At 66.1% G+C, this 15255-nt stretch carries 4 protein-coding genes; all 4 read left to right on the top strand.

The genetic code is table 11. The annotated features are described in order from the left end of the window. Positions 1–144: 144 nt before the first annotated feature. On the top strand, positions 145–12948 hold the full coding sequence (locus ACQREB_RS05680) for an autotransporter-associated beta strand repeat-containing protein (RefSeq protein ID WP_427766368.1): 12804 nt from the start codon (positions 145–147) through the stop codon (positions 12946–12948). Between the two features lie 109 nt (positions 12949–13057). Further along, on the top strand, positions 13058–14035 hold the full coding sequence (gene ribF, locus ACQREB_RS05675) for a riboflavin biosynthesis protein RibF (protein ID WP_427766365.1): 978 nt from the start codon (positions 13058–13060) through the stop codon (positions 14033–14035). Positions 14036–14160: 125 nt separating this feature from the next. Then, positions 14161–14907, top strand: a complete 747-nt coding sequence (gene fabG / locus ACQREB_RS05670) for a 3-oxoacyl-[acyl-carrier-protein] reductase (RefSeq protein WP_427766364.1) — start codon at positions 14161–14163, stop codon at positions 14905–14907. Between the two features lie 86 nt (positions 14908–14993). After that, entirely contained in the window at positions 14994–15251 is a 258-nt protein-coding gene (gene acpP, locus ACQREB_RS05665) for an acyl carrier protein (protein WP_427766361.1), read from the top strand. The last annotated feature ends 4 nt before the right edge of the window (positions 15252–15255 follow it).

The raw sequence follows: 15255 nt of genomic DNA, 5'->3' as shown, positions 1-15255 counted from the left end.
CGGGAACGCCGAGCGCTCATGCTTTCGGGAAACTGCCCGGACTGTCCGCGCAGCACTCCTTGCAATTACAATCCACCCATAAGCCCATTTCCTTTTATGAAGACTTCCAAGTTTTTCTTAACGACGCTTTTTGCCGCCGCCGCCATGACCGCATCCGCTTTCGCGGCAGATTACACCGTCGCGAACGGCGCGATTAAAGAAACCGGCGGCAACAAGGTCGCTTCCGACGGGGCTTCCGGCGCGATGATCAACGGCGAAGTCAACACGGCGGGCGTCGTCGCCGCCGCGGGCGACAATTTCACTTTCGACAACGTCACCGGCTACCTGCCGGGCTGGAACAACGGCGGCACCTTCGCCGGCAACGTCGTTCTGACCGGCGGCGGTCTGAACATCAACAACGGCGCCGGGGTGTCGTACACGTTCTTCAGCGGCTCCGTCTCCGGGGACGGAGATTTCTCCGTCAACGCGAACAACAATCCCGCCAAGGGGGAAGACTTCATCTTCACGGGCGATCTGACCGCGTTCACGGGAAATTTTTCGCGTCCCGTCGCGGGCTTCGCCGCGAATGACGTCAACGCCTACAACACCTTAACCGGCATTCTCCAGTTCGGCGGCGCGGTTTCGAACAACGCCGCCGGCGCGGGAACGGCTTACGCCGCTTCGGCGACCGCGGGCGCGGACGGCGTCGTGCACAACGTTTCCGGCTCGGGCAAAATCGTTTCGACCTCCGTCGTGCGCTACAACTACACGGGCAGCGCGAACGTGGGCGTTTCCGCTCTCGGTGTCGACAACTCGGAAATCAGCGCGCGCTACGTCGATTTCCGCGGCGGCGCGAGCTACGTGGTTTCCTCCGCTCTCGTCGGCAACAATTCCCTGATCGAAAACAACACGCTGTCGGTTTCCGCGGGAACGACGACGTTCATCGGCAGCATCGAAAACTTCGGGACGATCACCGTCGCTTCCGGCGCGACTGCGGACTTTTCGGGCGCGTCCTTCGGCTTCGAAAGCGTCGGCACGGATTCCGCCTCCACTTCGTTCGTCGGCGACGGCACGGTGACGCTCGGCGCGGGAACGATCTTCAGCTTCGAATCGCTTTCCAGCGCGAACGGGCTGAAGCTGCTCGGCGGCGTTTCGGACTTCGGCGACGTTTCGAGCCTCGATCTGAGCAATATCCGCGTCGGAGGAACCGAGCTGACGCGCGGGAGCGCCGCCTTCCGCGTCGTCAACGACACGCTCGTGCTCGACTTCGATTCGCAGCTCGCCTATCTCTCTTGGGCGGGCGGGGACGGCGTCTGGGAAATCCGCGGCGGCAATTGGATCAACCGCGAAACGCAGGAACCGGCGAACTATCTTTTCGGCGACTACGTGACGTTCTCTTCCGCCGGCGCGGAAATCACGCTCGTCGGAAACCTCGGCGCGGGGCAGATCGTCGTCGCCGAGAACACGACCTTCACGACGCGCGAAGGCGAAACCGTGAGGCTCGACGCGAAGAATGACGGCTGGCTCACGATCGACGAAGGCAAGACGCTCACGATCGGCGAAGGCGTGACCGTCGATTTCGGCGCGCGCACCTCGCTTTACGACTCCGGGACGACCAAACTCGCGGGAACGGGCACGGTGAAGATCGACGCGTCCGCCTCGGCGGGGCACGGCGTTTCCGCGCACGTCGGCTCGGGCTTCAACGGCACGCTCGACTGGACGGGCAACTTCAACTGGGGCGCCTACACGCTCGGCGACGGCGCGACCATCCGGCTTTCCACCGCGGCGGACCGCGAATCCTCGCTCTGGAACGGCAGCGCGGGAACGACCGGCGTCATCAAACAGAAAATCGAGCTCGCCACGAATTACGTCGTCAATCTGGGCGGCGCGTCGCTGACGATCAAGGGCGACGTCGCCGGCGCCGGGAAAACCCTTTCGATCATCAACGGCGGAACGGCGAAAGTGCTGACGCTCGACGGCGAAGCGGCTTTGGGATCCCTGCGGCAGACCGGCGGTACCTTGAACGTGAATTCCAAGGTGACGACGGGACAGTTCGTCGGCACTTCCGGCGGCGCCACCGCGGGAACGCTCAACATCGTGAGCGGCGCCGTGTTCACGGTCACCGGCTCCAGCAATTCTACAGGCGGGAACGAAGGTTCCTTCCAGGTCGCGCACTGGGGCGCGACGGAGACCGTGAACGTGAACGGCGTGCTGAATCTGCAGAACTGCTACATCACCAACAAGGACGGCACCACGGATCTCCTCGTCGGGAGCGGCGGCGAAGCGAATTTCAATAAGGGACTGAACGCCGCGGACTCCGGCGACAACGACGGCGCCGTCCGCGTCGCGCTCAACGGCGGGCGCATCAACGTCGGCGAAGGCGGCATTTCCGACACCGCGGTGATGACGCTGGCGCTGAACGGCGGCACGATCGGCTCGCTCGTCGACGAATGGACGAGCTCGCGCGATTTCGGGCTCAACGGCGACGTGACGTTCGACACGACCAAGATGGATTTCAACGCCGACGGCAGGGCGACGGCGACGGACGCGGGCTCGACGGTCACGCTTTCCGGAACGATTTCCTCTTCGCTGAACGGTCTCACGAAGACCGGCGCGGGAACGCTGAAGCTCACGGGCACGCAGTCGATGAAGTCGCTCTCGGTCAAGGGCGGCGCGCTCGAGCTTTCGGGAACGGCGCTTCTGAGCGGGACCCTCTCCGTCGAAAACGCGGATCTGAGCGTCTCGGGCACGTTCTCCGTGACCGAAGGCGTCACGCAGACGGGCGGGAACGTCGCGTTCTCGACCGCGCTGAACACGAAGACGCTTTACGTCTCGGGCGGCGCGTTCTCCAACTCGGCGGCGACGACGCTCTCGGATTCGCTCTCGGTTTCGGGCGCGGGAGCGCGCGCGGACTTCGCGGGAACGCTGAGCGCGCCGACGATTCACGTCTCTTCCGGCGCGGAGATTTCGATCGCGTCGCTCGCGCAGCGCACGTCCGCGTACACGATCGACGTGAACGACGCGACGCTCGTCTTCGGCGAAGACGCGACGGCGTCGCTGACGTCGCCGTTCAAGATTTCCCTCGACGGCGAAAACGGGAAGATCTCCAATCTGAATCTCACCGCCGCGGGCGCGGGAACGACGCTCGACGCGCGCGCGGGAACGCTCGACGGGCTGACGCTCGCGGGCACCTCCACGCTCGTGCTCTACGCGGAAGCGGGCGAAAACCCCGTGGAGGGCGAATCCCTCAACGGCGACGCCGCGAACGTCACGCTCTCCGGCGGCTTCTCCATCACCTCCGCCACGGGGCTCGATCTTTCCAATCTCGTCTTCGAAGAGGCGGGGCAGAGCTACGCGATCTTCAGACTTGACGGGCTTGACGGCGGTATCGTGACCAACATGCTCAACACTGCCGGTGCTGGAAATATCGGCGGCAGCTTCTCGCTCGCCGACGACGTGATTTACTTCACGGCGGACGAATCCATGCAGTTCGCGCTCGCGTGGGACGCGACGGCTACCGACAAGAGCTGGAGCAACGGCCGCTTCCAGGGACGGACGATCGAGAATCTCGACAGACGCGAAGTGCTCTTCGGCAGAATCGCCTCGTCCGCCGGCAACACGGCGGCGGTCAGCATCGGCACCGGCGCGACGGCGAAGCGCCTCACCGTGCGCGCGGGAACGAATCAGACTTACGTCGTCTCGCTCGCGCCGGAACTCACGACTTCGGACTTCGCGGTCGAAACGCTGCGCGTCGCGCGCGGCACGCTCCAGTTGGAGACGAAGCTGAGCGTCGGCTCCGTCGTCGTGGACGGCGGCGCGCTGCTCGCGAACGCCGCGGGCGCGCTGACGCTCTCCGGCCTGGAAAAAACGATCGACGTGAACGCGGGAAGACTGGCGCTGAACCACGCCGACGCGACGAACGCGGAGAAGATCGAGCTTTCCGGCGGCGCGCGCCTCGAATTCGTGGACGGTGCGCTTTCGAGCCTGATCCAGAACGGTCTCGTGCTCTCCGGCACCTCCGCGGACGCGCGCGCTGAAATCGTCTGGCTCGACGGTGCGACGGATTCAATCGCGGACAAGATTTCGAGCAACGAGGCGCCCTACGTCGATTTCGTCGTCACGAGCGGCACGGTCTCTTTGGGCGTGAGCACGCTTTCGTCCGCCAATGCGGACGTCCGCAAGCTCGGCGCGGGAACGCTTTATCTCGACCGGGCGGGCGCCTTCACCAACGGCAAGATGCGCGTCGAGGAAGGCGTGCTCCAGCTCGGCTCCGCGGACCAGGTGAGCCGCATTTTCTCGGGCGAGCTTTCGGTCGCCTCGGGCGCGGAACTTTATCTTTACGGCGGGAACGCCTTCGGCGCCGGCGACGGTTACGACGTGGTGAGCGTTTCTCTGGAAGACGGCGCGACGATGACGCTGCGCGGCTTTAACGCCGACGTGCAGACGCTGAACAAGGTTCAGCTTTCGCTCGGCGACGGGGCGAAGATCACCTCCGCCTCCGGCACCACCAACACGAACGGCCTCAAGCTCGGCGCGGGAACGACGATTTCCGTCGAAGACGGCGCGGCGGCTTCGATCAGCGTGCTCGTGCAGCTCGCGACGGACATGGACGTCACGGTCGGCGAGGGCGCGACGCTGACGATTTCCAAGGGCGTGCGCAATGAAATCGGGACTTCCGTCTCCGCCGGCATCGTGAAGCAGGGTGCGGGAACGCTGACGCTTTCCGGCGTCGCGACGGGAGGCGCCGTTTATTCCGGCGCGACGGACATCCGGGAAGGCACGCTGAAGCTCGCCGCCGCGACGATGGGCGCGGGCGCGGTGACGGTCGCCGACGGCGCGACCTTCGAAGTCGCGACCACGACGACGCTCGCGGGCGGCGTCACGGGCGACGGCTCGCTCGTCGTCTCCTCGGGAACGGCGACGTTCACGGGCGCGGTCGATATCGGCGACGCGACGGTCGCCTCGGGCGCGAAGCTCCACGTCGGCGACGGCATCGAATTTTCCGGCGACCTGGCGCTTTCCGGCGAGTTCGGCGGACACGGCTCCTTCAAGGACGGCGACGTCGTGCTCGGCGAAGGCGCGAAGCTTTACGCGGGAACGGCAGAAACCTTTGCCTTCAGCGCGAGCTCGCTTTCCGGCGAAACGGTGTTCGCGAAGACGGGCGCGGGCAGAGTGAATCTCGGTCTGGGCGTTTCCGTCGAAGGCTTCACGCTGACGCTCTCGGAAGGCGAACTCGCTTCGGCGGACAGTCAGAACGTCGAGGAACTCGTCTTCGACGGCGGCACGCTCATCGAGGTCGACCCCGGAGCCCCCGCGGCGTGGACGACGAACAAGATCACGGTCGGCGCGAAAGGCGGCGTCGTGGACGACGCGGTCAAGCTGAACACGACGCTCGGCGCCGCGGATCTCGCGCTCGCCGGCGATCTGGAGATCGGCGCGCGCGGCGAACTTTTCGTCGAAGAAACGCTGAACCTTTCTTCGACGGGCGGCGTCCTCACGATCGGCATGAGCACGGGCGCGGACACCGTCGAGGCGGGCGGCTCGCTCGAAGCGAAGACGCTGAACGTGGCGAAATCCGTGACCTCCATCAGAACGGGCGACACGATGGGGCTCGACATGCCTCCTCCCGGCGGCGGGGACATGATGGTGCCGGTCTACAGCGAAATCATCGCCGACAAGATCACCTTCTCGGGCGCGACGGCGATCACGGGCGCGGGCGGCGCGATCCGCGTCGGCTCTGAAATCAATTTCGAAAGCGGCGCGAACGTGACCTTCGACGGCACGCTCTTCACGATCGACTCCGAATACGACGACTACGACGTCGCCGCCGCCGCCGGCGCGAACCTTTCCGCGACCGTGAACGTCGAAGGCAAAAACACGACGGCGACGGTCGGCAAGCTCGTCGGCGACGTCGAAAAGACCGGCGCGGGCAAATTGGCGGTCAGAGAGTTCTCCTTCGAAACGTCCAAGAATCTTTCCGTGACCGAGGGCTCCCTGAACCTTTCCTATGCTGCGGACGAGGACGGTCTGGTGATCGGCGACGCGGACACGCTTGTCGACGGAAGTCTCGAAGTTTCCGGCGCCTCCGTGGAGGTTCCTCAGCTTTTCGCCGAGGCCGGCGCGTCGGTGACGCTGACGGACGGCGCGAAATTCGCGGGCAATCTTTTCCTCTCCGACGGTGCGGTCTTGACGATTGTCGATTCCCAGGCGGAATATCTTTACGTCTGGAGCGACGCGGACCTGACGGTCGGGAACGCGACGATCGGACGCTTGACGTTCGGGAGTGAAGAAGGGTGGCACATGAGCCTCACCGGTGCGTCGCCGGCGATCACCACGAAAAATCTTCACCTCACGCTGAATACGGCGACACGCCTCGCGGACGCCTTCGACGAAAGCAATTTCGATTTGGACTATTCGTCGATCGGCTCGGAGTTCGTCGTCATCGACGTCGGGACGGCGGGAACGTTTTCCGTCACGGCTCGTTCCCCCGAGGACGACGTTTACCGGGATTACGATTACACCCAGGAGCTGGTGAACGGGCGCGTCGGCTTTGGCGACGAATTCGTGGTGGCGAACGATTCGCGCAGCTACCAGTTCGTTTGGGACGAGGCTTCCAAGGCGGTCAAGGTGCTCGCCTACGGGACGAAGATCTGGAAGGGCGCTTCGGTCTGGAAGGAAGACGAGAGCATGACCGGCTGGGCGCAGACGACGCGCGACGGGCAGACCGAAGGCGTCTCCTTCTACAGCAACGACTACGCGGAATTCGCGTTCTCCGGCTCGGCGACGACCAACAAGATCGACGTCGAGGGCGCGGTGCGCGTGGGCGGCGTCGTCTTCAAGGGCTACGACTCGAACGCGTCCTTCACGGTGAATTTCGGCGACGGCGCCTCGATCGCGGACTATGTGGACGAGGCGACCGGCGCCGCGCGCGGCTCTTCGGTCTCGGTGCTTTCGGGGACGGTGGTCTTCACGGGATCCGAGAACGCGGGAACGATGTATTCCGGCGGGCTGACGATCGCCGCGGGCGCGGGCGTGCGCACGGATCACGTGAACGCGCTCGGCGCGGGAACGATCACGCTCGGCGGCACGCTCGCCTTCGACGCGGGAACGCATGATCTGACCAACGACGTCGTCGTGACCGGCACTTCCGCGGTGCTGAACACCGGTCTTTCGAGCGTGACGCTTTCCGGCGCGCTTTCGGGAACGGCGCTGAAGAAGACGGGCGCGGGCTCGCTCGCGATCGCCGGCGCGACGGAGCTGGACAAGCTGACGATCGCCGAGGGCGGCGTGCTCGTCGGCGAAGAAGGCGTTTCCGACGAGATCGACTTCGACGTCGGGCGCATCGAAATCACGAACACCGCCGCCGCCTCCGCGCTGACCTTCGAGGCGAACGCCGCGCTGACCGCGGACACGGAACTCGTCGTGGCGCAGAGCAAGCGCGTCACGTTCAAGGGCGATTCTTCGGCGCTGAATTTCGTCGAGTTCACCGGCAACAACGCGACGGTGGGCTTCGAGAACGGCGGCGACTTCAGCGCCGGCGGCTACGAGGAGGAGGTCGATGAAAACGACCAGCCGGTTTCGACGACGGCAATCGTCGCCGAATACACGATGGGCGAAGACGTCCTCGGCGTCTCGAAGATCGTGGGCGATCTGTCGCTGGTCGGGCACGCCGACACCGACGGGAACGTCGCGGGACTTTTTGTGACCGTCGCGGACAAGGATTCGACGCTGAAGATTGAAGGCGGAATCGTGGACGCCGGCGACATGGGCGATTTCGTGCTACGCAAGCTCGGCGCGGGAACGCTCGAGATCACGGGCACGGTCAATTCCGCCGCGGAACTGCAGCTGGCGGGCGGCGCGCTGAACGTCGGCGGCACGGCGAATCTGAGCGGCGACGTGGTCGTGAGCGCGGATTCGACGCTTTCGCTCGCGTCGGGCGGCTCGCTCGGCTCGCTCGACGGCGACGGCACGCTTCTCGCCGTCGTCGGCGAGGGAACGAAGCTTTCGCTGAAGAACTCGAACACGAGCGCGCTGGCGGTGAACTCGAAGCTCTCGGTCGCGGGAACGCTCGAGGTCTCCGGCAAGGGAATTTCCTTCAACGGCTCGGAGAACGCCTACAACAAGCTCAGCCTCGCCTCCAACGCGCAGGTGGCCGTGGGCGCGGACGTCTCGAGCTTCAAGGGCAACACGGTGACGCTCGCCAACGGCGCAACGCTCGTCGTGGACGCGACGCTCTCCGAATCGAGCGGCGTGCTGGAGATCAACGAATCCGGCGCGTCGGTCACGGCGACGGGCGACGATTCCCGCGTCGTCTTCTCGCGGATCGCGTTCGGCAACAACGTGAAGCTGGACCTGAAGGGCGAAGGCGAAGTGCGTCTCCTCGGCTCGGTCACGGAAAACGCCGAACTGGCTTTGGCGGGCGGCGTGACGCTGGCGTTCGAAACGGACGCGGGCGCGCAGACGAGCCGCCTTTCGGGCGCGGGTTCGCTCGAAAAGCTCGGCGCGGGAACGCTGAGCGTGAGGGCCGCGTCCACGCAGACCTTCACGGGAACGGCGACCGCGACGGAAGGCAAGATTCTCTTTACGGGCAGCGGCTCGCTCGGCCAGGCGAAGCTTTCGGTCGCCGAGGGCGCCGAAATCGTCGTGGCGCGCGCGGACGCGAAGATCGGCACGGCGATCGTCGTCAACGGGCGGAACGGTTACGTGGCGTCCGCGCTCGCGGGCGGCGAGGGCAAGCTCGTCGTCGAGGGCGCGGGCAATTCGCTGACGTTCACGGGCGCGGACGCGATTTCTTCCGCCTTCACGGGCATCATCGGCGCGCGCGACGGCGGCGTGCTGAACTACGACGCGAACGTCTCCGACGCGGATCGCCAGCTGCTTCTGGAAAACGGAACGCTGGCGGTCGCCGAAGGCGATTTCGTCGCGGACGCGCTGGAGCTTTCCGGCGCGGGCAACGTGATCGACGTCGCGGGAACGCTTGAAATCGGCGGCGCGGTGCTCGGCGACGTGAAGGGCACGACGGCGCTGACGGTCTCCGGCGCGGGAGCGCTGACGTTCGGCGGCGTGGGTCGCGTGGACGGCATCGACTCCGAACTGGACGTCTATACGGACGCGGACTTCGCGGGAACGCTGACGCTGAAATATCTCGCGGACGGCGTTTTCGGCGCCGAAGTCGCTTCGACGCAGCACCGGAACACTTTCATCAACGCGGGAACGGTCGTCGTCTCCGGCGACGCGCGCGCGGCGGGCTCGGGCAAGATTACGCTCGCGGGCGGAACCGCGACGCTGCGCTTCACGGGGCTCGCGGACCAGGAAATCGAGACGCCGATCGTCGGCGCGGGCACGATCGAGGGCGACTCGGGCGTGCTTTCCGACCTGAGCGAGAAATTCTCCGGCAAGGTCGTCGCGGCGGGCGCGGGAACGTTCACGGTGGACAAGTCCGGCGCGGAATCGCTTTCCTCCAGCGCGATCGCGTTCTCCGCGAAGGACGAGGCTTCCGTGCTCCTCATCAAGCTTTCGAACGCGACGCTCGACGACGTTTCCGAAGTGGACATGGGCGCGGCGACCTTCGCTGCCGGCGCGGGAACGCTCGAACTGGACATCGGCGACGGGCGCAGGCTCGACGTCGACACCGCAAGCTCCGATTTCGCGGGCAAGATTGAAGTCGCTTCCGGCACGCTCAAGCTGACGTCGGACGGCGACCTGGGCACGGCGGCGGTCACGGTCGCCGAGGGCGCGACGATGGAAGTCGCCTCCAAGATTTTCAAGGGCTCGGTCGAGGGCGACGGCCTGCTCGTCAAGAAATCGTCGGGCGTGAGCTTCGTCGGCGGAGAAATTTCGGCGGAGACGCGCGTCACCGCGGGAACGCTCGCGCTTTCGGACGTCGCCGCGGGAACGTCGATGTTCGTCTCCGACGGCACGCTGGAATTCGCGAAGACGCTCGACGCCTCGGGCGCGCTCGTCAGCCGCTCCGCCGGCGACGCGGCGACCTTCGACGCGGAATTCACGGGCGGCGCCGGTTCGATCGTGCGCTTCTCGCACGATTCGACGAAGGCGAGCACGATCATCGACGGCACGTTCGCATGGGACGGCGCGGCGGGCAAGCTGATGCTCCTCGGCGGCGGCGAAGGCTCGGTCTTCAATCCGCAGATTTCCGCGGGCGACGTCGTCAAGAGCGGTTCCGGCAAGTGGACGCTCTCGAACACGGCGTTCGACGCGACGTCGGCGGCGGGCTCGACCATCAAGGTCGATCCGAACGGCGGCACGCTGGCTCTCGAAAGCTACCGCGGCTTCGCCGGTCAGACGCTTTCCGTCGGCTCGGAAGGCGTGCTCGAAATCGCCGGGTTCAGCGGCGGCACGGAACGCACGATCCGAGGCAAGCTCTCGGGCGAAGGCACGCTCGCGGTTTCCGCGACCGGCGTGACGGAGCTGGAGCTCGATGACGCGGGCTGGACGGGCGCGTTGCAGATCCGCGCCGGCGCGACGGTGAAGTCCGACGGCTCCGAGCTGATTTCGAAGACGATCGAGCTGATCGCCGCTTCGGACGCTTCGACGAAGGGCGGCTCGCTCGACCTCGCGCTCACGCGCGACACGGCCCTCGACGGCATGAAGATTTCGGTTTACGGCACGAGCAAGGACGCCGGCGACCTGAGCAACGGCAGCCTGAAGGTTTCGGGCGGCGTGCTCGATCTCCGCGGCTCGACGCTGCGCCTCGGCGGCGTGCTCGACGTTGCGGGCGGCTCCACGGTGCAGGTGAAGACGATCGAAAGCGTCTCGCCGAAGTCGGGCGTCGTGCGGCTCGCCGCGGGCGCGGTTCTGGAGATCGGCGCCGCGGACGTGACGGACGGCAATCTCTCCGCGCTTTCCGGCACGGGCGAAGTGAGATTCGTCGCGGGAACGACTTACGTGAAGAACGTGAACGCCGCGCAGACGCAGGAAGACTTCAACCGGGATTTCCGCGGCGACGTGCGGATCGACGAGAACGCGACGGCGGTGCTCGGCAGCAACGCGAGCTTCGGCAACGCGAGAAGCGTGACGGTTTCCGGCACGCTGCGCGTCGCGCAGAACAACGCGGGAACGCTGAACGCGCTTTCCGGCGCGGGAACGCTTGAGATCGCGAACGCCTCCAAGGCGGTGCGCACGACTTACGCGGCCGGTCCGTTCAGTGGAACGATCGACGTGAAGGTCGGCCGTCTCGTGATGACGACGGCGACGTTCGACGCGACGCCCGCGCGCGAAATCCGCCTTTCCGGCAGCGCGGACGCGGGGCTCGCGCTGAGCAACGCGGCGGGCGCGACGACGGAACTTTCCGCGCTGAGCGAAAAGAACGTGACGGGCACGGGCTCGATTTATCTCGAAAACGGCGAATTCACGATCGCGAAGGACGCGGCGTTCGGCTATGCGCCGACGACGCTCGCCGTGACGTCGGGCACGACGCTCGCCGTGACGTCGGGCACGACGCTCGCGCTCGGCTCGGGCGCGACGGTGACGTCCGGCCTCCGCGTCGAAAAGGGCGCGACGCTCGACCTGACGCGCGAACTCGCGCCGATTTCCGCGCTGCGCGTCGCGGCGGCGGACGATCCCGCCGTTCCCGCGCAGGCGCCGCGCATGGTGCAGGGCGACCTGACGGTCGCGGGCAGACTGCTCGCGAACGTTCCCGCGGAGGGCTCTTCCGCGATTCACGCGACGGGCGACGCATTCGTGTTCGACACGGCGGAAGTGACGCTCGACGGCGATCTTTCCGGCAACATCGTCGTCGTTTCGGCGGACGGCTCGACGCGCATCGATAGGAACGCGAAGTTCCTCGACGCTTCGGGCGAGGAGCTCGCCGCCTGGGTCGGCGACGACGGCACGAGCATCTACGTTTCGGAAATGGCTCCGGCGTCGGAAATCGTCCCGAGCGGCATGGAGGAACTTTACGCGACGCTCGCGTCGAAGCCGGGCAGCGCCGTCTTCCGCGCGATCCGCGGCTCCGGCACGGACGCCGAGCAGACCGCGAAGCTGCGCAATTTCTCGCCGGTCTCCTTCGCGGGAATCCTCGAGCTTTCGACGGGACTGGTTCAGCTCGAAAACGACCTGCTGCGCCAGCGCCTCGAACAGCGCCGCTACGACCGCGCGTTCAACGAACCCGCGGGAACGGTCAAGCCCTTCGCGAACGCGATCGGCGGCACGTCCGACACTTCCGAGGGCAAGAACAAGCGCCCGAACTACGACCTGAGCCACTACGGCGCGGTCGCGGGCTTCGATTCGCTCGTCACGGAAGACTTCCTGCTCGGCGCCTCGCTCACGATCGACAAGGGCAAGGCGAAGGTGCACAACGGCGGCGGCAGGCACGAGACGGACGCGGCGCGTCTGAACTTCTACGGCATGGCGATGCTCGACGAAGTCTCCTACTTCGGCTTCGGCGCGGGCGTCGGCGTCGTCAGCGCGGACACGAAGCGCAGCAACGCGCTCGAATCGCTGACCGGCGAGGCTTCGGGAACGGACGTTTCGCTGACGGCGACGCTCGGCAGAATGTTCGTGCTCAACTCCGATCTCGGTCTCCACGTCTCGCCGTACGTCGGGCTGGACTACACGTATTCGAACTTCGGTTCGTTCTCGGAAACGGGCGGCGCGCAGAGCGCGCTCGACGTGGACAAGACGGACCGCAATTCGCTGCGCGGCACCGTCGGCGCGACGCTGAACTGGCTGCCCTCGGAGTCGTGGCGCTTCTCGCTCGAACTCGCGTACCACCACGAATTCCTCGACACGGACGCGGACGTCGACGCGAAATTCGTTTCCGGCGAATACCGCGGCATGAGCGCCTCTTCGACGGCGTACCTCGGCGGCGAGAATTCGCTGAGCGTCGGCCCGCGCGTCGAATACCGCATCAACGCGGAATGGAGCGTCTCCGCCGGCTACACGTTCGAGACGGACTTCGAGGACACGACGACGCACTCCGCCAACGTCGGCGTCCGCTGCAGGTTCTGACGCCGCTTCGGTCGGCGCGACGGTCGGCGCGCGCGGCGGGTTCCCTTCGCGGGAACGCGCCCGCCGCCGACTTTCGGCGTCCGCCCGAAACGTTCCCGCTCCGCGCCGCATGAAGATTTTTACCGCATTGTCCGAGCTCCCGCGCGAATTCGCCGACGCGCCCGCGTTTCTCTGCGTCGGGAATTTCGACGGCGCGCACCGCGGGCATCGGGCGCTTTTCCGCGCGGCGAAGGAAGCCGCGGCGGCGAGCGGCGGCGTCTGCGGCGCGCTCACGTTCGAGCCGCATCCCGAGATTTTTTTCCGCGGTCCCGACGCCGTGAAGCTGATTTACCCGCCGGCGACGAAGCGGGAACTGCTCGCGCGCGCGGGGCTGGACTTCGTCGTCTCGGCGCCCTTCACGGGGGAATTCGCCGCCGTCGCGGCGGAGGATTTCGCGGCGCGGCTGAAGCGCGCCCTGCCGTCGCTCGCGGGGCTTTTCGTCGGCGAAAATTTCCGCTTCGGCGCGCGGCGTCGCGGCGACGCGGCGCTGCTGCGCGAGAGCGCGGCGCGCGTCGGCGTGAAGGCGCACACGCTCGCGCCGGTGCTTTTCGGCGGCGAGAAGATTTCGTCGTCGCGGATCCGCGCCTGCCTCGCGGCGGGCGAGACGGCGGCGGCGAACGCGATGCTCGGCGAGCCGTATTTCGCGGCGGGAACGGTCGTTTCCGGCAACCGGCTCGGGCGCACGATCGGCTTTCCGACGCTGAATCTGGAATGGCGTCCGGCGCTGCTGCCGCGCTTCGGCGTCTATGCGGTGCGGCTGATCCGCGCGCGCGGCGACGGCGCGTCCGAGGTCTTCCGCGGCGTGGCGAACTACGGCGTCCGCCCGACCGTGGCGCGCGACGGCGTTCCCGCGCCGCTGCTCGAAACGCACGTCACGGACGTTCCCGCCGGCGTTCCCGTGCCGACCTACGGCGACTCGATCGTCGTCGAATGGCTGGATTTCCTGCGCGAGGAACGCCGCTTCGACTCCGTGGCGGCGCTGCGGGAACAGCTCGTTCGCGACGTCGCCGCCGCGCGGGAACGTGGAACCGCGAATTTCCGCGAATGATTTTTGGAGGGCAAGCGCCCCGCCCGCCGTCTCTTTCAACTATCCACTATTCACTATTCATTATCAACTATCCGTGCTCCGTTCCCGCGTTGACTTTTTCCGTGGCGTCCGCGAAAATTCCGCCCATGAAACTTGAACACTCCCCCAAAATCGCGGTCGTGACGGGCGCCGGCCGCGGCATCGGCAAGGCGATCGCCGAAAGTCTCGCGGCTTCCGGGCACACGGTCGTCTGCGTCTCCAAGAATCCGGCTTCGTGCGGCGGCGTCGCGGACGCCATCGTCGCGGCGGGCGGCAAGGCGGTCGCCAAGGCCGTGGACGTTTCCGACGGGAACGCGGTCGCGGCGGCCTGCGAGGAAATCATCAAGGAATTCGGCGGCGCCGACATTCTGGTGAACAACGCGGGCATCACGAAGGACGGGCTCGTCATGCGCATGAGCGACGCGGACTGGGCGGACGTGATTCAGACGAATCTTTCCAGCGCGTTCTACTGGGTCAAGGGGCTGCTGCGCCCGATGACGAAGAAGCGCTGGGGCCGCATCGTGAACATTTCCTCGGTGACGGGCGTGCAGGGCAACGCGGGGCAGGCGAACTACGCGGCGGCGAAGGCGGGCCTCATCGGCCTGACGAAGACGCTCGCGCGGGAATTCGCGACGCGCGCGATCACGGTGAACGCCGTGGCTCCGGGCTTCATCACGACGGACATGACGGCGGCGCTCCCCGAAGAAGTGCAGCAGAAGATTAAGGCCGCGATTCCGCTGGCGCGCTTCGGCGCCCCCGAAGACATCGCCGCGACGGTGAATTTCCTGTGTTCCGAGAACGCGGGCTACATCACCGGGCAGTGTTTTTCGGTTGACGGCGGCATGGCGATGTAGCAGGATAGCTCCCCGTCGTTCGGGGGCTTTCCGCGGACGGCGAACCGAAATCAAACCATTTTCCAACAATCAAATCCAAAAAAACTATGGCAGAAGAAACCATCGAACAACGCGTCAAAAAAATCATCGTTCAGCAGCTCAACGTGAACGAAGAACAGCTCACGCCGGAAGCGTCCTTCATGGGCGACCTGAGTGCCGACTCTCTCGACCTCGTCGAGTTGATCATGGCGTTCGAGGAAGAATTCAAGGACGAAATCAACGGCGAGATTCCGGAAGCGGACTCGCAGAAGCTCCAGACCGTCGGCCAGGTCATCGAATACATCACGGCCCGCGCCGGCAAATAATCCG

The sequence above is a fragment of the Candidatus Spyradosoma sp. SGI.093 genome (assembly GCF_050314555.1).
Lineage (GTDB): Bacteria > Verrucomicrobiota > Verrucomicrobiia > Opitutales > UBA953 > Spyradosoma.
Note: the sequence above shows the minus strand (reverse complement) of the source record. Positions and strands in the feature narration are given on the sequence as shown.

Excerpts from the sequence above, each read along its gene's own strand:
- acpP (WP_427766361.1), top strand. The coding sequence starts at position 14,994 with ATGGCAGAAGAAACCATCGAACAACGCGTCAAAAAAATCATCGTTCAG.
- fabG (WP_427766364.1), top strand. The coding sequence starts at position 14,161 with ATGAAACTTGAACACTCCCCCAAAATCGCGGTCGTGACGGGCGCCGGC.
- ACQREB_RS05680 (WP_427766368.1), top strand. The coding sequence starts at position 145 with ATGACCGCATCCGCTTTCGCGGCAGATTACACCGTCGCGAACGGCGCG.
- ribF (WP_427766365.1), top strand. The coding sequence starts at position 13,058 with ATGAAGATTTTTACCGCATTGTCCGAGCTCCCGCGCGAATTCGCCGAC.